Raw genomic sequence first — 20,807 nt, forward strand, 5'->3', positions numbered from 1 at the left:
AAGGCACAACAGAGCCCCCACCGGATCACCCGGTGGGGGCTTCTTGCGTTGTTGCGCTGACGTCAGATGTCGCCGCGCTTCACTCCGGCCACGAACGCGCCCCAGACGCTGTCACGGATGACGAGCGCCGGCCCCGTGGGCGTCTTCGAGTCGCGGACGGGCATGGCGCCCGTGACGCCGTGGGCGACCTCCACGCAGTTGTTCCCGCCGTCGCTGTACGTCGACTTCGTCCAGGTCAGGCCCGAGGCGTCGGCGTTGGGGATGATCGTCGTCATGATGAGTCCTTCAGTCTCGCAATGAGGTCGGCACTGCTGTCAAATGGTAGTGCCGCAGCCGTCAGCCGCTCAAAGGCTGCGCCATAGACCGACACTTCGGCGGGGTCCTCCACGTACAGGGCGCTCGTCAGGTGCTCGACCAGTACCACGTCAAGATCGGCCGTCTCCGGAAAGCCCAGCACGGTGTACGGTCCGGACAACCCCGGATGCGCACTGGAGTTGAGCGGCAGAACTTGTATCGTCACGTTGGCTTGGGTCGCCCAGTCGAGCAGCCTCTGAAGCTGATCACGCATGGTCCGGCCAGGAAGTGATGCCCGTAGGGCTGCCTCGTGGACGATGACCCGCAGCTCCAGGGGCTCCGGACGGGTGAGAACGGCTTGACGCTGGAGCCGGACGTTCACCAGTGCGTCAACGTCCGCAGCTGATGACGTCATGTTGATCGCGCTGACAGTGGCTCGTGCATAGTCGGCAGTCTGAAGCAGACCCGGAATCAACGTCGTTTGGTAGACGCGAACGGACTTCGCTTCCTGCTCCAGGGAGATCAGATCCGCGTACGCCGGAGTGATGACGTCTCGGTACGACTGCCACCATCCGCGGCGGGCACCGTCACGGGCCAGGCTGTGCATGCTCTCGCGCTTGGCCGCGTCATCTACGTCGTAGAGGTTGAGCAGGGCCTCAAGTTCAGTGGCCTTGATGCCGACGCGCCCCGACTCCACACGGCTGAGCTTGACGGTGTTGATCTCTTGGACGCGTGCGGCTACGTCTTCCTGCTTCAGACCCAATGCCTCCCGCAGAGACCGCAGTTCCGCGCCAAGCCGGCGCCTGCGCACAGTGGGGTCACTCATCCGCTCTCCTTCGTCACAGGGTCAGCGTTCCACATTCCAGGCGGGCGCGGAGTCGATGAAGTGAAAGTTTTCAGTTCGGGCATTTGACTTGCACTCTGCGACGGACGGTGAGCACACTGTAAGCCCAACGCGACGCACCCTCAGTCGTAACGGGGGTGGTTCAAGATGAGGGCCGCCGTATGTCCAGACCCCTGGAAGCACCGCTGAATGCGTTACCGCGCCCCGTTGTTGACGGGGCGTGTGATGTATGCGCCGCACTGAGTGCACAGTTCGAAGCCGCCACGACACCGGGCCCGTATTACAGCCCGGCACAGGCAAAGGCATGTGCGGCGGAGCTCCGCCATCATCCGCACTCTGAGAGGACACCGTGATGTGGGCCGTACCCCCGCCATCTCCGTCCCCGCCTCCGCCTGACGACACGGAAGAGGATGACGAGCTTGACGACTTACTGAAGGGCGACGACAGCCCGTACGCGAACTCCCCCACGGGTTGGTGGACGGCCTTCGGCGGAGCGCTCGACGTTCGGTCGGGTGTTGTCTTCATACCGCAGGGAGCCTTTCCGCCCATGCGGGAGATCCGCGCCGCTACGCACCTACTGAGTGACGTGATCAGGCGCTACAAAAGACCCGCGCTGAGCCTCCCCCGTGAGGCCGAGGCTCGCGCGGAGGGTGACGGAGCTGAGGTCGGCACCAACGCTCCGTCACCCGCCCATCGTTCTCCGGCCCGGACCCCGCGGACGGACGATGGCGGCACGCGTGATCTGGGGAGGTCGCGCGTGCCGGCCCGGGGGCACACATGACAGAGCAGCTGCGGGCACGGATGCCACTGCCAATGCCGCCCCGGGTCATGTGCAGCGCCATGGCCGTGCTCAGCCTGGATCACGTTCTCCGCGCCAGGCGCTACCCGAGTTGGGCACCGTGGTACCACGGCGACGTACGCCGGGCAGTGCAGTGCGAGCGTCATCGTCACGCTGACGGGCCGCACGAGTGCGCTCTCCGGCCGCTAGGGCGCTGGCACGGCGGAGGCGTCGTCGGCATCCTCTGGCGTGGGGACTACGTGGAAATCAAACGGCTTGACCGACTGGCGCCGGAGGTCATTCCGTCGCCTCACCGGACACGGGGGCGACCATGATCAGCCCTGACTACTTCACAACCGAAGATCGCGCCGAAATTGACGCTGTCGGGCGGGTGCTCATGGAGGAGCTGGAGCGACTCGACCTCCTCATGGAACTCGACAACGCCAGCATCGAGGAGGCGTGCGAGAGGCCCTGTTGCCATGGCCGCCCAGGGCCGCGCCTCTCCCTTGGTAGCTACCCCGTCGCCGACATCGTGGCTCTCGTTGTCAAGCTGCGGCGCCTGCCAACCCCCGACGATCCGCAGGAGCCACCCGAGTCATGCGCTTAGCACTCACGCTGCTAGTCGGCGTGGTCTTGTGGATCGTGATCCCGCTCCTCCTGCTCCACCACTGAGTTCCCTGCTTCCTGGAATCGGCCCTCAATCGGCGGGGCAGTCCCGACCGGGGAGCAGGGGCACCACCCCCGCGCGGAGTCACGAGCAGGACCCCGCCGCGCGGTATGGCCCGACCCTATGGCGTCGCCTCCATTCTGGCGCTGTCGGGCCAGCGACGGGCCCCGGCCGTATCCCAACCCCACGGCACGGCCGGGGACCCGTTGTCCCACAGGCTCCGCCCCTGCCATAGCCCGACCCACTACATCGCCTCGGGACTCACGGCAGGGGCGGACGCATCGTGATCTTGCGGCCCGCACTCATAGACTGGCCCGGCCGCCGCGACGAGAGGAAATGACCCAAAATGCGCATCCAGAGGTTCTACGACTTTGCCACGGAAGCCCTAGCCAAGGCGCCCGACGTTCAGTCGGTAGATCCCTGGGACCGAGGCGCAGAGCACCTTCGCGGATGGCGGCTCACGTTCTCCTCCGGCTCCCGTGTCTGGGTCGGTCTGACCACTGCGGCGGCCCCCGGCGACAAGGACGACCAGCCGGAAATCCCCGTGACTGGTGACGCTCCGGCTGAGGTCCCGTACCCGGAGCTTTACGAGGACGGCAAGATCACGCCGTGGCGTGCCCAGCAGTACCTTGCGGCGGCCTTGACGAACTCCAGCCACAACGAGATCGAGAGCGCCTACGGCTACTCGTCAGAGGCTCAAAACCCGGGCTTCGGCGCGACGTTCCACAGCGGCGCAAAGGCGTTCTGCCTCTTCCACCACACCGCCCGCCCCGGGCAGGACAAGGGAAACGCTGCGTTCTCCCTGCAAAGCGAGTTCTGATCTTCCCTGGCCGGCCCGGCTAGGGAGTGCAACACCAGTCCGCACCACCTCACGAGAGGAGTGTCGAGATGGAATGCACGTGCAGGCGACGGGGAGCGCGATTCGACCCCGGCCAGTGCGCCGGAGGCTGCTCAGTTTGCGGGCAGACTGTGGGCGCTGAGCCTGGTCAGCCCGCAGCCCAGCACCAGAAGCCAGACGACAGCCGCGAGACGTGCCCCGGTAGCGGGCAGCCGGCCGTCTAGCAAGAACTCGTAACCGCCCCGCTTCTTTGCCGCCCAATGGCAGAGGGGCGGGGCTTTGTCGTGTCCGCCGACGGTCACCAGCCGCCCGCTGCCCCTGTCCAGGTCTCTGAGAAGGGGCTCTGCGCGGTCAACGGATACCCTGCAACTGCGTTTCCACAGGTCAGGGGCAGTGATAGAGTTAGGTAGCATCATATGCGAATCTTCCGCTCCGACCACTACCTGCGGATGGGCTCGGCGGACGGCCTCCCGGGCCCCACCGACGCCTGGATCACCCTCGCGGGACTCGCCCGCGAGACCAGCCGCATCCGCCTCGGCACACTGATGACCGCCGGCACCTTCCGGCTCCCCGGCGTCCTCGCCATCCAGGTCGCCCAGGTGGACCAGATGTCCGGCGGCCGTATCGAACTCGGCCTGGGCGCGGGCTGGTTCGAGGGCGAGCACAAGGCCTACGGCATCCCCTTCCCGAAGGAGAAGTCCGCACGGCTCGAAGAACAACTGGCCATCGTCACCGGCCTCTGGGCCACGGAGACCGGCAAGACCTTCACCCACGACGGCACCTACTACCAGCTCACCGACTCGCCCGCGCTCCCCAAGCCCGCCCAGGCCAAGGTGCCGGTCCTGATCGGCGGCCACGGCGCGGTCCGCACCCCACGGCTGGCCGCACAGTACGCCGACGAGTTCAACATCCCGTTCGCCTCCCTGGCCGACAGCGAGCGGCAGTTCGGCCGGGTGCGCGCCGCCGCCCAGAGCGCCGGACGCGGCCCCGACGACCTGGTGTACTCCAACGCCCTGGTCGTCTGCGTAGGAAAGAACGATGCCGAAGTGGCGCGCCGGGCGGCCGCCATCGGGAGGGAGGTCGAAGAGCTCAAGGCGAACGGGCTGGCGGGATCGCCCGCCGAAGTAGTGGAGAAGATCGGCGCGTACGAGGCGATCGGTTCGTCCCGGATCTACCTCCAGGTCCTCGACCTGCACGACCTCGACCACCTCGAACTGATCTCCTCCCAGGTCCAGTCCCAGCTGAACGGGGCCTGACCATGCGGCCCGCCCGTCCACTCGCCGACGCCCTGGCCGAACGGACCGTGGTCCTCGACGGCGGCCTCTCCAACCAACTGGAGGCCCAGGGGTGCGACTTGAGCGACCCGCTCTGGTCGGCCCGGCTGCTCGCCGACGACCCAAGCCAGATCGAGGCCGCACACGAGGCGTATGTACGGGCGGGCGCACAGGTACTGATCACCGCCAGCTACCAGGCGACGTACGAGGGCTTCGCCCACCGGGGAGTGCCCCGCCGCGAGGCGACGGCCCTGCTCGCCCGGAGCGTGGAGCTGGCTAGGAAGGCGGGGGAGAGGGCGGGGGTGGGGGGAGGGGAGGGGGAGCCCCCCAAGAAAGCCGAAGTCTGGGTCGCCGCCTCGATCGGCCCCTACGGCGCCTTCCTGGCCGACGGCAGTGAGTACCGCGGCGGGTACGGGCTGACGGTGAAGGAGCTGGAGCGCTTCCACCGCCCCCGCGTCGAGACGCTGGCGGCGGCCGGGCCGGACGTGCTCGCGCTGGAAACCGTGCCCGACGCCGACGAGGCCGAGGCGCTGCTGCGGGCGGTCGGGGGGTGCGGAGTACCGGTGTGGCTGTCGTACAGCGTGGAGGGGCTGCGGACCCGGGCGGGACAGCCGCTGGAGGAGGCGTTCGCGCTGGCGGCGGGCCTGGACCAGGTGATCGCTGTGGGCGTGAACTGCTGCACGCCCGCCGACGCGGACCGCGCCGTGGAACTCGCGGCGTCGGTCGCCCGCAAGCCGGTGGTCGTCTACCCCAACAGCGGGGAGCGCTGGGACGCGCAGGCCCGGTCGTGGCGGGGCGGCACCACGTTCGACCCCTCCCGTGTGAGTGCCTGGCGCAGGGCGGGCGCCCGTCTGGTGGGCGGCTGCTGCCGAGTGGGGCCGGCGGAGATCGCAGGGCTGGCGGGGTTCGTGGCGGAAGAGGTGTGAGGGCCGGGACAGGTTGAGGCCACCCTCGGCACTCAGGGGGAAATGCCTGGTAGGAGCCATTGAAACCGGGTGATACTCGACGCGTGTTCCTGACAATCACCACGACCGGTACCCCTGAGCGCCCCGCCACCGACCTCGGGTTTCTGCTGCACAAGCATCCCGGGAAGGCGCAGGCGTTCTCCACGTCGCACGGCACCGCGCACATCCTCTACCCCGAGGCGACCGCCGAGCGCTGTACGGCCGCGCTGCTCCTGGAGGTGGATCCGGTCGCGCTGGTGCGGCGGGGCAAGGGCAAGGGCCGTGGCGGAGCCCCCGATTCCGCGCTGGCGCAGTACGTCAACGACCGCCCGTACGCGGCCTCGTCGCTGATGTCCGTCGCGCTGAGCACCGTCTTCAAGAGCGCCCTGCGCGGTGTGTGCAGCACGCTGCCGGAACGGGCCGAGGCGCCGCTGCCGCTGCGGATCGAGTTGCCCGCGCTGCCCGCGCGCGGCGGCGCCGACCTCGTGCACAAGCTGTTCGGGCCGCTGGGCTGGGCCTCGGTGTCGGCGGAGCCCGTCGCGCTGGACGAGGAGTTCCCGGAGTGGGGAGAGTCCCGTTACGTACGGCTCGTACTGGAAGGAGAGCTGCGGCTCGCGGACGCACTGCGGCAGTTGTATGTGCTGCTGCCGGTGCTCGACGACGCCAAGCACTACTGGGTCGCGCCCGACGAGGTCGACAAACTGCTGCGCGCCGGTGACGGCTGGCTGGCCGACCACCCCGAGCAGAAGCTGATCACCAGCCGCTATCTGTCCCGGCGCTGGGGGCTGACCCGGCAGGCGATGGAGCGCCTCGAACTGGTGCGGCTGGCCGAGGCCGATGACATCGCGGTCGAGGCCCTCGACAACGCGGTGGACGAGACGACCGACACCGAGGACCGGCCCGTGCCGCTCGCCGTACAGCGACGCGACGCCATCCTGGCGGCGCTGACCGCCGCCGGGGCGAGCCGGGTGCTCGATCTGGGCTGCGGTCAGGGCCAGTTGGTGCAGGAGCTGCTCAAGGACGTGCGGTTCACCGAGATCGTGGGTGTGGACGTCTCGATGCGCGCGTTGACGGTCGCCGCGCGGCGGCTGCGCCTGGAGCGGATGGGCGAGCGGCAGGCCGGGCGGATCACCCTGATGCAGGGCTCGCTCGCGTACACGGACAAGCGGCTCAAGGGGTACGACGCGGCCGTGCTCAGCGAGGTGATCGAGCACCTCGACCTGCCCAGGCTGCCCGCGCTTGAGTACGCGGTGTTCGGCGCGGCGCGCCCGCGAACGGTGATCGTGACCACGCCGAACGTCGAGTACAACGTGCGCTGGGAGTCGCTCCCGGCCGGGCATGTGCGCCATGGCGACCACCGGTTCGAATGGACGCGCGCGGAGTTCCGCGACTGGGCCGTCTCGGTGGCCGAACGGCACGGGTACGGCGTCGAGTTCGTGCCCGTGGGGCCGGACGACGCCGAGGTGGGGCCGCCCACCCAGATGGCCGTATTCGAGACGATCACGACCGCGAAGGAGGCGAACGCCGCATGAGGGCCGAGAACGACACCGACACCGGGGCCGGTACCAGCACCAGTACGAGTGCCAGCAACAGCGCCGGCACCAGTGCCGAGACGAACACGGAGACCGGAACCGGAACCGGAACCGGCATCGAAGCCGGAACCGGATCCGGAACCCGGACCGACACCGAGCCCCCGGCCACGCCCCGCAAGCGCGCGCTCGCCGTCCCCGACCTGTCCCTCGTCGTTCTCATCGGCGCCACCGGATCGGGCAAGTCCACTTTCGCCCGTCGGCACTTCAAGCCCACCGAGGTCATCTCGTCGGACTTCTGCCGCGGCCTGGTGGCCGACGACGAGAACGACCAGAGCGCCAGCGGCGACGCGTTCGACGTGCTCCACTACATCGCGGGCAAGCGGCTCGCGGCCGGGCGGCTGACCGTCGTCGACGCCACCAGCGTGCAGGTGGAGAGCCGCAGACAACTGGTCCAGCTGGCCAGGGAGCACGATGTGCTGCCCGTGGCCATCGTCCTCGATCTGCCCGAGGAGGTCTGTGCCGCCCGCAACGCGGCCCGGCCCGACCGCGCCGGCATGCCCCGCCAGATCATCGCGCGACACCGCCGTGAGTTGCGGCGTTCGCTGCGCGGCCTGGAGCGCGAGGGGTTCCGCAAGGTCCATGTCCTGCGCTCCGAGGTGGAGGTGGACAGCGTCGAGATCGCGATCGAGCGACGCTACAACGACCTCACCCACCTCACCGGCCCCTTCGACATCATCGGTGACATCCACGGCTGCCGCTCCGAGCTGGAGACGCTGCTGGTGAAGCTGGGTTACGTGGACGGGGTGCACCCCGGGGGCCGTACGGCGGTCTTCGTCGGTGACCTCGTGGACCGCGGGCCGGACAGCCCGGGTGTGTTGCGGCGTGTGATGAAAATGGTGGCTGATGGTAACGCTCTGTGCGTTCCCGGGAACCATGAGAACAAGCTCGGACGTTATCTGGGTGGCAAGAAGGTCCAGCGCACCCATGGACTGGCGGAAACCATCGAGCAGTTGGAGAGGGAGGACGATGGATTCAAGGAACAGGTGAAGGAGTTCATCGACGGGCTCGTCAGCCACTACGTGCTCGACGGCGGCAAGCTGGTCGTCTGTCACGCGGGTCTGCCCGAGAAGTACCACGGGCGTACGTCGGGGCGTGTTCGCTCGCACGCCCTGTACGGGGAGACGACCGGCGAGACCGACGAGTTCGGCCTGCCCGTGCGCTACCCGTGGGCCGAGGACTACCGGGGTCGCGCGGCGGTCGTCTACGGCCACACGCCCGTCCCGAACACGTCGTGGATCAACAACACCATCTGCTTGGACACGGGTGCGGTGTTCGGCGGAAAGATGACCGCGCTGCGCTGGCCGGAGCGCGAACTCGTCGACGTGCCTGCCGAGAGGGTTTGGTACGAGCCGGTCCGTCCGCTGGCCACCGAGGCGCCCGGTGGCCATGACGGACGCCCGCTCGACCTCGCCGATGTGCGCGGCCGCCGGGTCGTGGAGACCCGGCAGCTGGGCAATGTGGCGGTGCGCGAGGAGAACGCGGCGGCCGCGCTCGAAGTCATGAGCCGTTTCGCCGTCGACCCACGGCTGCTCGCGTATCTGCCGCCGACGATGGCGCCCACGGCGACGTCGCGCGTGGCGGCCCGGGGCAGCGGCGGTGACGAGCAGTTCCTGGAGCATCCGGCGGAGGCGTTCGCGCAGTACGCGGCGGACGGGGTCGCGCGGGTCGTGTGCGAGGAGAAGCACATGGGTTCGCGGGCGGTGGCTCTGGTGTGCCGTGACGCCGAGGTGGCGCGCGAGCGGTTCGGGGTGGAGGGGCCGACGGGCGCTCTGCACACCCGCACCGGTCGTCCCTTCTTCGACGACGCGGCCGTCACCGAGGAGATCCTCGGCCGGCTGCGGGCGGCCGTGGCCGCGGCCGGGCTGTGGGACGAGCTCGGTACGGACTGGCTGTTGTTCGACGCCGAGTTGATGCCGTGGTCGCTGAAGGCCTCGGGGCTGCTGCGTTCGCAGTACGCGGCGGTGGGTGCCGCGTCCGGGGCGGTCTTCCCGGGCGCGCTGGGGGCTCTGGAGGCGGCCGCGGCGCGCGGTGTCGACGTGGAGGGGTTGCTGGCGCGTCAGCGCGAGCGGGCGCGGGACGCGGAGGCGTTCACCGACGCGTACCGGCGGTACTGCTGGACCACGGACGGCCTGGAGGGGGTGCGGCTCGCGCCCTTCCAGATCCTGGCCGCCCAGGGCCGCAGCCTGGCCGCGGTGCCCCACGACGAGCAGCTGGGGTGGCTGGACCGTCTGGTCGAGCACGACCCGACGGGTCTGCTCCAGGTGACCCGGCGCCTGGTCGTCGACACCGGCGACGAGGCGTCCGTGCGGGCCGGTGTCGACTGGTGGCTCGAGCTGACCGGTGCGGGCGGCGAGGGCATGGTGGTCAAGCCGCTCCAGGCGCTGGCACGGGACGGCAAGGGGCGCCTCGTGCAGCCCGGCATCAAGGTGCGCGGACGTGAGTATCTGCGGATCATCTACGGTCCGGAGTACGTGCGCTCCGACAACCTGGAGCGGCTGAGGCAGCGCTCTCTGGGCCACAAGCGCTCGCTGGCGCTGCGGGAGTACGCGCTGGGCCTGGAGGCGCTGGACCGGCTGGCGGCGGGCGAGCCGCTGTGGCGTGTCCACGAGGCGGTCTTCGCGGTCCTGGCCCTGGAGTCGGAGCCGGTGGACCCCAGGCTGTGAAGCCGTGGGGGCGGAGCCGTGCGGTTCCGCTCCCACGGGCCGGGGTGGAAGCGGCCGGTTCACCGGGTGAGCGGGCTGCGGGCGGGACAGGATGGGGGCATGGGATTCCATGTCGACTCCGAGACCGGGCGGCTGCGCCGCGTCATCCTGCACCGGCCCGATCTGGAGCTGAAGCGGCTCACTCCGAGCAACAAGGACGCTCTCCTCTTCGACGATGTGCTCTGGGTGCGCCGGGCGCGCCAGGAGCACGACGGCTTCGCGGATGTGCTGCGCGACCGCGGGGTCGAGGTGCACCTCTTCGGCGATCTGCTGCGCGAGTCGCTGGCGATTCCCCAGGCGAGACGGCTCGTACTTGACCGGGTCTTCGACGAGAAGGAGTACGGGCCGCTGGCCACCGGGCATCTGCGTGAGGCCTTCGACGAGCTGTCCGCCGCCGAGCTCGCGGAGGCGCTGGTGGGCGGTATGACCAAGCGGGAGTTCCTGGAGCGTCACGCCGAGCCGGTGTCCGTCCGGTTCCACGCGATGGACCTGGACGACTTCCTGCTGGGCCCGCTGCCCAACCACCTCTTCACCCGTGACACCTCCGCCTGGATCTATGACGGGGTGTCCATCAACGCGATGCGCTGGCCCGCCCGGCAGCGCGAGACGGTCCACTTCGAGGCGATCTACCGCCACCATCCGCTCTTCGCGGGCCCAGAGGCCGGGCGGTTCCACACCTGGTCGAAGGGGCAGAGTGACTACCCGTCGACCATCGAGGGCGGCGACGTGCTGGTGATCGGCAATGGCGCGGTGCTGATCGGGATGAGCGAGCGGACGACTCCGCAGGCGGTGGAGATGCTGGCGCGCGGGCTCTTCGCGGCCGGTTCCGCACGGACGATCGTGGCGCTGGACATGCCCAAGCGCAGGGCCTTCATGCACCTCGATACGGTGATGACGATGGTCGACGGAGAAACCTTCACTCAGTACGCCGGGCTCGGCATGCTCCGCTCGTACACGATCGAGCCGGGCGCCGGTGAGCAGGAGCTGAAGGTGACGGACCACCCGCCGGAGCACATGCACCGCGCCATAGCGGCCGCCCTCGGCCTGGACGGGATCCGGGTGCTGATGGCCACCCAGGACGTGCACGCGGCGGAGCGCGAGCAGTGGGACGACGGCTGCAACGTCCTGGCGGTAGAGCCGGGCGTGGTGGTGGCGTACGAGCGCAATGTCACCACCAACACGCATCTGCGGAAGCAGGGCATCGAGGTGATCGAGATTCCCGGCAGCGAGCTGGGGCGGGGGCGGGGCGGTCCTCGGTGCATGAGCTGTCCCGTGGAACGCGATGCCGTATAGTGATGCGTTCAATCGCATATACTTACAGTGTTCCCGCCTTCCGTCACCCAGGAGCAGTCACCATGGCGACAGACCTCGCAGGCCGCCACTTCCTCAAGGAGCTGGACTTCACCGCCGAGGAGTTCCGCGCGCTGGTGGACCTCGCCGCCGAGCTCAAGGCCGCCAAGAAGGCGGGCAGCGAGGTCCAGCGGCTGCGCGGGCGGAACATCGCACTGATCTTCGAGAAGCCGTCGACGCGTACGAGGTGCTCCTTCGAGGTGGCGGCCGCCGACCAGGGTGCCTCCACGACGTACATCGACCCGGCCGGCTCGCACATCGGCAAGAAGGAGTCGGCGCGGGACACGGCACGGGTGCTCGGCCGGATGTTCGACGCGATCCAGTTCCGCGGGGACGCCCAGGAGACGGTCGAGACCCTCGCCGCGCACGCGGGCGTGCCGGTCTACAACGGCCTCACCGACGCCTGGCACCCCACCCAGATGCTCGCCGACGTCCTCACCATGACCGAGCACACCGACAAGCCCCTTGAGCGGACGGCTTTCGCCTATCTGGGTGACGCCCGGTACAACATGGGCAACTCCTACCTGGTCACGGGCGCGCTACTCGGCATGGACGTACGTATCGTGGCCCCGAAGGCGTACTGGCCGGCCGTCGCCGTCGTCGCCCTCGCGCACCGGGCCGCCGAGCGCAGCGGGGCCCGGATCACCCTCACCGAGGACATCGCCGAAGGCGTGGCGGGCGCGGACTTCGTCGCCACCGACGTCTGGGTGTCCATGGGCGAGCCCAAGGAGATCTGGGCCGAGCGGATCAAGGCGCTGGCGCCCTACACCGTGACCATGGACGTCCTGCGCGCCACCGGCAACGCGGACGTCAAGTTCCTGCACTGTCTGCCCGCCTTCCACGACCTCGGCACGGCGGTCGCCCGCGAGATCCACGAGCAGTACGGCCTGGCCGAGCTCGAAGTCACCGATGAGGTCTTCGAATCCGCGCACTCGGTGGTCTTCGACGAGGCGGAGAACCGTCTGCACACCATCAAGGCGGTCATGGTCGCGACGCTTGCGGGAACTCCGGCAGGGGCGGACGCGCCGGCAGCGTGAACCACACCGCCTTGCCGTGCGCGGTGGGGCGGTGGCCGCAGGCCGAGCTCAGGGTGCGGATCAGCAGCAGGCCCCGGCCGTGCTCCTGCCACGGGTCGGGCCTGTCGACGGGTTCCGGGGCGCCGAGGTCGCCCGGCGGCAGCGGAGAGCGGTCGTGGACCTCGACCTGGCAGCCCGACTCCAGCAGCTCGACGACCAGCTCGATGGGCTGGTCGGCGGCGGTGTGCTCGACGGCGTTGGCCACCAGCTCGGCGGTGAGCAGTTCGGCGGTGTCGCTGTCGGCGGGGGCGTCGATGTCCGCCAGCGCGGTACGGATCAGGGCGCGGGCGATGGGGACGGCGGCGTTGGTGTGGGGGAGCGGGATACGCCAGGAGGTCGGGGCGCGGGCGGCGCCGGTGGGGTCGGGCACGGCGGAGGTTTCCGTTCGGTCGCGTGGAGCGTCCGGGGCGCGGGGGATGCGCGGGGCGCTGCTACTCCCTTCAACTTTACGAACCGGGGCAAGGGGCCGGACAGAGGTCCCTGGCGGGCGGTGAAAGGGACGTGCGGCGCGCCGTAGGAGGCCCTTCGCCCCCGCCCTCCGCCCCGGCCAGCCCGCCCGCCCGGGCGGGCGGGCGAGCCCGCGCCGCACCCCGGTCGCACGCTCGCCCGGGCGGGTGCACGGGGCCCGCGCCCCCACCCACCTCTCCATATCGCGCACTCGTGACGACAGTCACACATGAGTGATACCTTCGAAGTGCAGGCATCTGTCAGCCCGCTGAGGAGGCCGCACTCCATGAGCCCGTTCCCCAGCTCCGCACCCCGTGCCGAAAACTGGCGCCACCTGCGGCTTTCCGTGGCGGACGGGGTGGCCACCGTCACCCTCGCCCGCCCCGAGAAGCTGAACGCGCTCACCTTCGGTGCCTACGCCGACCTCCGCGATCTGCTCGCCGAGCTCGCCCGGGAGCGGGCCGTGCGCGCCCTGGTCCTCGCGGGCGAGGGGCGCGGCTTCTGCTCCGGCGGCGACGTCGACGAGATCATCGGCGCCACGCTCTCCATGGACACCGCCCAGCTGCTCGACTTCAACCGGATGACCGGCCAGGTCGTGCGGGCCGTGCGTGAATGCCCCTTCCCGGTGATCGCGGCGATCCACGGCGTCGCGGCCGGTGCGGGAGCGGTCCTCGCGCTGGCCGCCGACTTCCGTATCGCCGATCCCTCCGCCCGGTTCTCCTTCCTGTTCACCAAGGTCGGCCTCTCCGGCGGCGACATGGGCGCGGCCTATCTGCTGCCGCGCGTCGTCGGACTCGGCCACGCCACCCGCCTGCTGATGCTCGGCGAGCCGGTCCGCGCCCCCGAGGCCGAACGGATCGGCCTGCTCAGCGAGCTCACCGGCGAAGGGCAGGCCGACGCGCGCGCCGCCGAGCTCGCCCGCCACCTCGCGGCCGGACCCGCCCTCGCGTACGCGCAGACCAAGGCCCTGCTCACCGCCGAGCTCGACATGCCGCTCGCCGCCGCCGTCGAACTCGACGCCGCCACCCAGGCCCTCCTGATGAACGGGCAGGACTACGCCGAGTTCCACGCCGCCTTCACCGAGAAGCGGCCCCCCAAATGGCAGGGGCGCTGAGCCGTGCCCGGGCACGGCGACAGCGGCCCCGACCCCGCCGAGCGGCCGCTGCGGATCGCGATCATCGGCGGCGGCCCCGGCGGGCTGTACGCCGCCGCACTGCTCAAACGGCTGCGCCCCGAACGTGAGATCACCGTCTGGGAGCGCAACGCCCCCGACAGCACGTTCGGCTTCGGAGTCGTCCTCTCCGACGAGACCCTCGGCGGGATCGAGCACGCCGACCCCGTGGTGTACGAGGCGCTGAAGGCCGAGTTCGTCCGGTGGGACGACATCGACATCGTCCACCGAGGCCGCACCCTCACCTCCGGCGGGCACGGCTTCGCCGCGCTCGGCCGGCGCAGGCTCCTGGAGATCCTGCACCAGCGCTGCCGCGCGCTCGGCGTGGGACTGCGCTTCCGCACCGAGGCGCCGCCCGCCGCCGAACTCGCCACCGGCTACGACCTGGTCATCGCGGCCGACGGCGTGCACAGTGCCACCCGCGAGACGCACGCCCAGCACTTCGCGCCCCGCATCACCGGTCACCGCTGCCGCTATATCTGGCTGGCCGCCGACTTCGCCTTCGACTCCTTCCGCTTCGAGATCGCCGAGACCGAACACGGCGTGATGCAACTGCACGGCTATCCGTTCTCCGCCGACTCCTCCACCGCCATCGTCGAGATGCGCGAAGAGGTCTGGCGGGCGGCCGGGTTCGACGAGCTCGACGAGCAGGGGTCGGTCGACCGCTGCGCCAAGATCTTCGCGGACGCCCTGGGCAACCGGCCGCTGCGGAGCAACAACTCCTCCTGGACCGTTTTCCGTACCGTCGTCAACGCGCACTGGTCGTACGGCAACACCGTGCTGCTCGGCGATGCCGCCCATACCGCGCACTTCTCCATCGGCTCCGGCACCAAGCTGGCCGTCGAGGACGCCCTCGCCCTGGCTGCCTGCGTCGAGGAGCAGCCCACCCTGCCGGCCGCCCTGGCCGCGTACGAGCTGGAGCGCAGGCCGATCGTCGAGTCCACCCAGCGCGCGGCCGCCGCCAGCCTGCGCTGGTTCGAGGAGCTGGCGCTCTACCTCGACCAGCCGCCCCGGCAGTTCGCCTTCAACCTGCTCACCCGCAGCCGCCGGGTCACCCACGACAACCTGCGGCTGCGCGACTGCGGCTTCACCGGCGCGGTCGAGCGCGACTTCCCCTGCCCCTCCGGCACTCCTCCGATGTTCACCCCCTTCCGGCTGCGCGGGCTCGAACTGCGCAACCGTGTCGTCGTCTCTCCCATGGACATGTACCGCGCCGTGGACGGCCTCCCCGGCGACTTCCACCTCGTCCACCTCGGCGCCCGGGCCCTCGGCGGCGCGGGCCTGGTCATGACCGAGATGGTCTGCGTGAGCGCAGAGGGCCGGATCACACCGGGGTGCACCGGTCTCTACACCCCCGAACAGGCCGCGGCCTGGCGCCGGATCACCGGCTTCGTGCACCGGCAGGCCCCCGGCACCGCCATCGGCGTCCAGCTCGGCCATTCCGGGCGCAAGGGCTCGACCAAGCTGATGTGGGAAGGCATCGACCAGCCGCTCGACGACGGCAACTGGCCCCTCGCCGCCGCCTCACCGCTCCCCTACCGCCCCGGTGTCAACCAGGTCCCGCACGCGCTCGACCGCACGGGGCTGACCGACATCCGCGAGCAGTTCGCCGCGGCGGCCTGGCGGGCCGCCCGCTGCGGCTTCGACCTGCTCGAACTCCATTGCGCCCACGGCTACTTGCTCTCCGGGTTCCTCTCCCCTCTCACCAACCAACGCACGGACTCCTACGGTGGTTCCCTCGCCAACCGGCTGCGTTTCCCGCTGGAGGTGTTCGACGCGCTGCGGGGCATCTGGCCCGACGACCGGCCCATGACCGTCCGCATTTCCGCGACCGACTGGGCGCCGGGCGGCACCACCGCCGAGGAGTCCGTCGAGATCGCCCGCGCGTTCGCCGCGCACGGCGCCGACGCCATCGACGTGTCCACCGGGCAGGTCGTTGCGGAGGAGCGGCCAGAGTTCGGCCGCTCGTACCAGACGCCGTACGCCGACCGCATCCGCAACACGCTCGGCGTGCCCGTCATCGCGGTCGGGGCGATCTCGTCCTGGGACGACGTGAACTCGCTGCTGCTCGCGGGCCGGGCCGACCTCTGCGCCCTCGCCCGGCCCCATCTCTACGATCCGCACTGGACCCTGCACGCGGCCGCCGAGCAGGGCTACTCGGGACCCGGGGCGCCCTGGCCGCCGCCGTACCGGGCGGGCAGCCGCAGACCGCCGGCCGGGCGCACGGACGCACCCAGACCGCGGCTCAGCCTGAAGTGAGCGGCGAAGGGAGGCGCGGCTCACAGGGAAAGGACACGCCGTGGGAACCATTCGGCCCGCTGGTCAGTTTCTACAGTGTTGTAGAAGTGACTATCGAGACCAGATGGAGACCTCATGGCCCTGTGGGACCGCTTCAAGGAGTCCGCGTCGACCATGCAGACGCAGCTGCTCGCCAAGAAGAACGACCTGAAGAGCGGTGCGTTCCGGGATGCCAGCATGGCGATGTGCGCCCTGGTCGCCGCGGCCGACGGCACCGTCGACCCCTCCGAGCGGCGCCGCGTCGCGCAGCTCATCTCCACCAATGAGGTGCTGCAGAACTTCCCGGCCGACGACCTCCAGCGCCGCTTCGACGACTACCTGAACAAGCTCGCCGCCGACTTCGACTTCGGCAAGGTCAGCGTGTTGCAGGAGGTCGCCAAGGCGAAGAAGAAGCCCGCCGAGGCGCGCGCGGTGATCCAGATAGGCATCGTCATCGGCGGCGCCGACGGCGACTTCGACAAGACGGAGCAGGCCGTAGTGCGCGAGGCCTGCTATGCCCTGGACCTGGCACCGGCCGAATTCGACCTGTAGGAGCGGCTGTTCCGTGAGCCGGGCCGCCTCTCGGGGCGGCCCTTCACAGGACGGTGGCGGCCTTCAGCACCGTGAAGAGCGTCACGGTCGCGTTCGCCGACGCCGGCGCCGAGACCGCCGCGCCGCCCGCGGCGGTCCACAGCGCGAGCCCGGCCGCCGTCCACGCGGGCGGCAGCGCGGGCGCCGGGGGCACCGGGCCGAGCAGCGCCGCCACCCGGCGAGGCACCGGTCCGGCCGCCGCGAATCCCACCAGCGCGGTCGCCGCGCCCCGGCCCGCCGCCGGGCGCGACACCAGCGCGGCCTTGCCGATGGCCCGGGCCACCGTCCTGCGGTCGCCCACCGTCCGCGCCGCGTCCTCGTCCGCCCAGCGCTCGGCGGTGTACGCCACGGCGGTGCGCAGCGGGCGCAGAAACGGGTTCGCGCGGGCCGCGAGCCCGGCCGCCAGCAGGAACCGGTGGTGGCGCGCCGTCAGATGTGCCTCCTCGTGCGCGATCAGCGCTTGCCGCTCGCGGGCGTCGAGGCTCTCCAGCCGCGCGCGCGTCACGACGATCCGCCCGCGCGCCCCGGCCGCACCGCGCCCGCCCGGCAGCGCGTACGCATAGGCCCGCGAGTCGTCCGGCAGAATGGCCAGCCTGCCCTCGGGCGGCCCGGCCAGCGCCCGGGCCGCTCGCGTGCGCACCCGCCGGTGCTGCCACACCAGGTGCGCGCACGCCCCGGCGACCGCCGCCAGGAGCGGGATCGCCGTCCGGCCCACCACCTCGTCGTACGGCAGCCCCGCCCGTACCTCGGGGTCGGCCCACGCGTCGGGCAGCGGATTGCCCGGCAGCTGGGCCCTGCCCACCACCATCAGCAGCATCAGGCACAGGGTGCTGCACAGTGCGAGAACGCCGCCGACGGCCGCGAGCAGCCAGGTCGCCGCGCGCGGAGGCAGCTGCTGCTCGGCCAGCCGGGCGATCGGCCAGGCGGTCAGCGGCAGGACGAGAGGCAGAAAGACGAACACCCCCACCGCGTCAGTCCCCGGTCTCCGCTTCGGCGCCGTCCACGCTCTCCAGCAGCGCGCGCAGCAGCCGCTCGTCGTCGGGCGAGAGCGCGGTGACGAAGCTGGCCAGCACCGCGCCCCGGTCCGGCTCGCCGTCCAGCACCTTGCGCATCCGCAGCGCCGCGAGCCCGGCCTCGTCGGCGGCCGGCGTCCACACGAAGGAGCGGCCCGCGCGTTCGCGGGTCACCGACTGCTTGGCGTGCAGGCGCGACAGGATGGTGACGACGGTGGTGTACGCGAGGGCGCCGGCGATCCGCTCGCGCACCCAGCCGGCGGTCACCGGCCCCGCCGCGTTCCGCAGCGCCGCCAGGACCTGGGCCTCCAGCTCACCCTGCCCCCGCCTGCGGGCGCGCCTGTCCTCATCCGTCACTTCGTCATCCTACTGAGGGGCCCGGCAGCGCCCAGCGCCCAGCTGTCAGCCGTCAGACGTCGGCCCCTCCGGTCTCCGGCCCTCGCCGTACGAACGCCGCCCCCGCGTCCCGCAGTCGGGCGTGCAGACGGCGGAACACCTCCGCCGCCCGTTCGCCCGGCCAGTCGGGCGGCAGCAGGGCGGCGGGCAGACCCGGGTCCGCGTACGGCAGGCGGCGCCAGGAGTCCAGGGCGAGCAGATAGTCCCGGTAGGCCTCCTCGGGCGGCACCTCGGACGACGTGTGCGCGCGCGTCTCCCAGGCCCGCAGCGCGGGCTCGTGCAGCCCCAGGAACTCGTCGTGCTGCTTGGCGATCGCCGTCAGGTCCCACCACCGGGCGACCGCCTCGGCCGTCGGCGCGAAGCCCAGGTGCTCGCCCTGGAACAGGTCGACGTAGGGGGCGAGTTGGAGCCGTTCCAGGGTGTGCCGGGTCTCGTCGTACAGCCGTGCCGGGGCGATCCACACACCGGGCGCCGCCGTGCCGAAGCCGAGCCCCGCGAGCCGGGAGCGCAGCACATGGCGCTTGTTGCGCTCCGACTCGGGGACCGAGAAGACGGCCAGGACCCAGCCGTCGCGCGCGCGTGGCCGCGCGTGTGGGTAGATGCGGCGGTCGCCGTCGTCGAGCAGCTGGCGCGCGTCGGCGGACAGGGCGTACCCGGCGGCGCCGCTCGCGGTGCGCTCGGGCACCAGGAGCCCGCGCCGTTTGAGCCGGGAGACCGAGGACCGTACGGACGGGGCGTCGACGCCCACGGCGGCCAGCAGGCGGATCAGCTCGGCGACCGCGAGGGAGCCGGCCGTCTCGCGCCCGTACGCGCCGTAGAGGGTGACGATCAGGGATCGGGGTGTGTGCTGCTCGGCCACGTGATCACTCTAGGGCCCGCAGCCGGAAGCGCTGCAGCTTGCCGGTCGGCGTCCGGGGGAGGGCGTCCAGGAAGACGACCTCGCGCGGGCACTTGTAGGGGGCGAGTTCGGCCTTCACGTGGTCGCGCAGCAGCCCGGCCGCGGCCTCGCCGCCCACCACCCCGTCGCGCAGTACGCAGTACGCCACGACCACCTGCCCGCGTGCCTCGTCGGGGCGGCCGATCACAGCCGTCTCCACCACGTCGGGGTGGCGCATGAGCGCGTCCTCCACCTCCGGGCCCGCGATGTTGTACCCGGCCGAGATGATCATGTCGTCGGCGCGGGCGACATAGCGGAAGTAGCCGTCGGGCTCGCGCACATAGGTGTCGCCGGTGAGGTTCCATCCTCCTTTGACGTACTCCGACTGGCGGGGGTCGGCCAGATAGCGGCAGCCGACCGGTCCGCGCACCGCGAGCAGACCCGGCTTGCCGTCAACCACCGGTTGACCCGAGGCGTCGACCACGCGCGCGTGCCAGCCGGGCACCGGCGTCCCGGTGGTGCCCGGTCTGATCTCGTCGTCCGCAGCCGAGATGAAGATGTGCAGCAGCTCGGTGGCGCCGATGCCGTTGATGATGCGCAGCCCGGTGCGCTCGTGCCAGGCGCGCCAGGTCGCGGAAGGCAGGTTCTCCCCGGCCGACACACAGCGCCGCAGCGCCCTCACGTCGTACCCGTCGAGCTCGTCCAGCATCGCCCGGTAGGCGGTCGGCGCGGTGAACAGGACGGAGACGCGGTGCCGGGCGAGCGCGGGCAGCAGCTGCCTGGGCCCCGACTGTTCGAGCAGCAGCGAGGAGGCGCCCGCCCGCATCGGGAAGACGACCAGGCCGCCCAGGCCGAAGGTGAAGCCGAGCGGCGGGCTGCCCGCGAAGACGTCTTCGGGCCGGGGTCGCAGGACGTGACGGGCGAAGGTGTCCGCGATGGCCAGCACGTCCCGGTGGAAGTGCATACAGCCCTTGGGGCGGCCGGTGGTGCCCGAGGTGAACGCGATCAGCGCGACGTCGTCCGCCGCCGTCGCCACTGCGGTGAACGGCCCCAGGGCCGTGGGAGCGTCGGCGAGGCGCAGCAGGTCGTCGGCCGTACTACCCCCGTAGGGGGTGATACGAAGGCCAGGCACGGCGGCCTTTTCCAGGTCCTCCAGCGACCGCGCGTCGCACAGGGCGTGCCCGATCCGGCCGAGCTCGCAGATGGTGGCCAGCTCGTGCGCCCGCTGCTGGGCGAGGACGGTGACGGCCACCGCGCCCGCCTTCATGACCGCCAGCCAGCACGCGGCCAGCCACGGCGTGGTGGGCCCGCGCAGCAGCACCCGGTTGCCGGGAACCACACCGAGCTCGGTGGTGAGGGCGTGGGCGATCCGGTCGACCCGGGTGCGCAGCTCGCCGTACGTCCACGGGGCGCCCTCCGGCGTGTGGAAGACCGGCCGGTCCGCGCCGAACCGCTCGATCGTGCGGTCCAGGAGCTCGGCGCCGCAGTTGAGCCGCTCGGGATAGTGCAGCTCAGGGAGGTCGAAGACCAGTTCCGGCCACTGGTCGGCGGGCGGCAGATGGTCGCGGGAAAACGTGTCGGCATGCGCTGAGGTCTTCAGCTCCATACGGGATCGCCCCCTTGTCGCATCTGGAGCGTATCGTTTGGATGACGACAGTCAACGGTTCGCGATAAGA

The 20,807-nt window shown here is 71.0% G+C and carries 17 protein-coding genes and 1 pseudogene; 11 read left to right on the forward strand and 7 right to left on the reverse strand.

Going from position 1 to position 20,807, the window contains the following annotated elements; translation table 11 throughout:
* Positions 1-62: 62 nt before the first annotated feature.
* Positions 63-275, reverse strand: coding sequence for a DUF397 domain-containing protein (locus ACZ499_RS11595; protein WP_468673998.1), 213 nt, complete (start codon positions 273-275; stop codon positions 63-65).
* Entirely contained in the window at positions 272-1,120 is an 849-nt protein-coding gene (locus tag ACZ499_RS11600) for a helix-turn-helix domain-containing protein (protein WP_468674000.1), read from the reverse strand. Before ACZ499_RS11600 ends, ACZ499_RS11595 begins: the two co-directional genes overlap by 4 nt.
* A gap of 1,127 nt (positions 1,121-2,247) precedes the next feature.
* Here ACZ499_RS11600 and ACZ499_RS11605 point away from each other — a divergent pair.
* The 8 genes and pseudogenes from ACZ499_RS11605 to argF all read left to right on the forward strand — a co-directional run bounded on the left by ACZ499_RS11605 (position 2,248) and on the right by argF (position 12,320).
* Positions 2,248-2,523 carry a hypothetical protein gene (locus tag ACZ499_RS11605; protein ID WP_468674002.1) on the forward strand — a complete coding sequence of 92 codons (276 nt, stop codon included), beginning with the start codon at positions 2,248-2,250 and terminating at the stop codon, positions 2,521-2,523.
* 406 nt (positions 2,524-2,929) lie between these two features.
* Complete coding sequence (locus tag ACZ499_RS11610) at positions 2,930-3,403, forward strand: hypothetical protein (protein WP_468674004.1); 474 nt, start codon at positions 2,930-2,932, stop codon at positions 3,401-3,403.
* 443 nt (positions 3,404-3,846) lie between these two features.
* Positions 3,847-4,677 (forward strand): annotated as a pseudogene (locus tag ACZ499_RS11615) (LLM class F420-dependent oxidoreductase); the annotation flags it as partial.
* A 2-nt stretch (positions 4,678-4,679) separates the two neighbouring features.
* Positions 4,680-5,621, forward strand: a complete 942-nt coding sequence (gene mmuM / locus ACZ499_RS11620) for a homocysteine S-methyltransferase (RefSeq protein WP_468674006.1) — start codon at positions 4,680-4,682, stop codon at positions 5,619-5,621.
* 83 nt (positions 5,622-5,704) lie between these two features.
* On the forward strand, positions 5,705-7,171 hold the full coding sequence (locus ACZ499_RS11625) for a 3' terminal RNA ribose 2'-O-methyltransferase Hen1 (protein ID WP_468674008.1): 1,467 nt from the start codon (positions 5,705-5,707) through the stop codon (positions 7,169-7,171).
* Positions 7,168-9,894 (forward strand): polynucleotide kinase-phosphatase, encoded by a 2,727-nt coding sequence (locus ACZ499_RS11630; protein ID WP_468674010.1) that lies wholly within the window; start codon positions 7,168-7,170, stop codon positions 9,892-9,894. Before ACZ499_RS11625 ends, ACZ499_RS11630 begins: the two co-directional genes overlap by 4 nt.
* Positions 9,895-9,993: 99 nt before the next feature.
* Complete coding sequence (locus ACZ499_RS11635) at positions 9,994-11,226, forward strand: arginine deiminase (RefSeq protein ID WP_385539333.1); 1,233 nt, start codon at positions 9,994-9,996, stop codon at positions 11,224-11,226.
* A gap of 62 nt (positions 11,227-11,288) precedes the next feature.
* The gene (argF, locus tag ACZ499_RS11640) at positions 11,289-12,320 is read left to right on the forward strand and encodes an ornithine carbamoyltransferase (protein ID WP_468674012.1); all 1,032 of its coding nucleotides are present in this window, start codon (positions 11,289-11,291) and stop codon (positions 12,318-12,320) included.
* Here argF and ACZ499_RS11645 read toward each other — a convergent pair.
* Positions 12,265-12,729 (reverse strand): ATP-binding protein, encoded by a 465-nt coding sequence (locus ACZ499_RS11645; protein WP_468674013.1) that lies wholly within the window; start codon positions 12,727-12,729, stop codon positions 12,265-12,267. The genes argF and ACZ499_RS11645 overlap by 56 nt on opposite strands.
* A gap of 363 nt (positions 12,730-13,092) precedes the next feature.
* Here ACZ499_RS11645 and ACZ499_RS11650 point away from each other — a divergent pair, with 363 nt between their 5' ends.
* The 3 genes from ACZ499_RS11650 (at position 13,093) to ACZ499_RS11660 (ending at position 16,806) form a co-directional block, all read left to right on the forward strand.
* Complete coding sequence (locus ACZ499_RS11650; protein WP_468674015.1) at positions 13,093-13,920, forward strand: enoyl-CoA hydratase family protein; 828 nt, start codon at positions 13,093-13,095, stop codon at positions 13,918-13,920.
* Between the two features lie 3 nt (positions 13,921-13,923).
* The gene (locus tag ACZ499_RS11655; RefSeq protein WP_468674017.1) at positions 13,924-16,236 is read left to right on the forward strand and encodes a bifunctional salicylyl-CoA 5-hydroxylase/oxidoreductase; all 2,313 of its coding nucleotides are present in this window, start codon (positions 13,924-13,926) and stop codon (positions 16,234-16,236) included.
* Positions 16,237-16,350: 114 nt separating this feature from the next.
* Positions 16,351-16,806 (forward strand): tellurite resistance TerB family protein, encoded by a 456-nt coding sequence (locus tag ACZ499_RS11660; protein ID WP_385539325.1) that lies wholly within the window; start codon positions 16,351-16,353, stop codon positions 16,804-16,806.
* Positions 16,807-16,849: 43 nt separating this feature from the next.
* Here ACZ499_RS11660 and ACZ499_RS11665 read toward each other — a convergent pair whose 3' ends face one another.
* From ACZ499_RS11665 to ACZ499_RS11680, 4 genes are read right to left on the reverse strand one after another with little or no spacing between them, the layout of a single operon-like run.
* Positions 16,850-17,812, reverse strand: coding sequence for a M56 family metallopeptidase (locus tag ACZ499_RS11665; protein ID WP_468674019.1), 963 nt, complete (start codon positions 17,810-17,812; stop codon positions 16,850-16,852).
* 4 nt (positions 17,813-17,816) lie between these two features.
* A complete protein-coding gene (locus tag ACZ499_RS11670; protein WP_468674021.1) occupies positions 17,817-18,215 on the reverse strand; it encodes a BlaI/MecI/CopY family transcriptional regulator in 399 nt (132 codons plus the stop codon).
* A 52-nt stretch (positions 18,216-18,267) separates the two neighbouring features.
* A complete protein-coding gene (locus ACZ499_RS11675; RefSeq protein WP_468674023.1) occupies positions 18,268-19,113 on the reverse strand; it encodes a PaaX family transcriptional regulator in 846 nt (281 codons plus the stop codon).
* Positions 19,114-19,117: 4 nt separating this feature from the next.
* Entirely contained in the window at positions 19,118-20,737 is a 1,620-nt protein-coding gene (locus ACZ499_RS11680; RefSeq protein WP_468674025.1) for an AMP-binding protein, read from the reverse strand.
* Between the last annotated feature and the right edge of the window lie 70 nt (positions 20,738-20,807).

The organism is Streptomyces sp. NPDC031265, assembly GCF_055570295.1.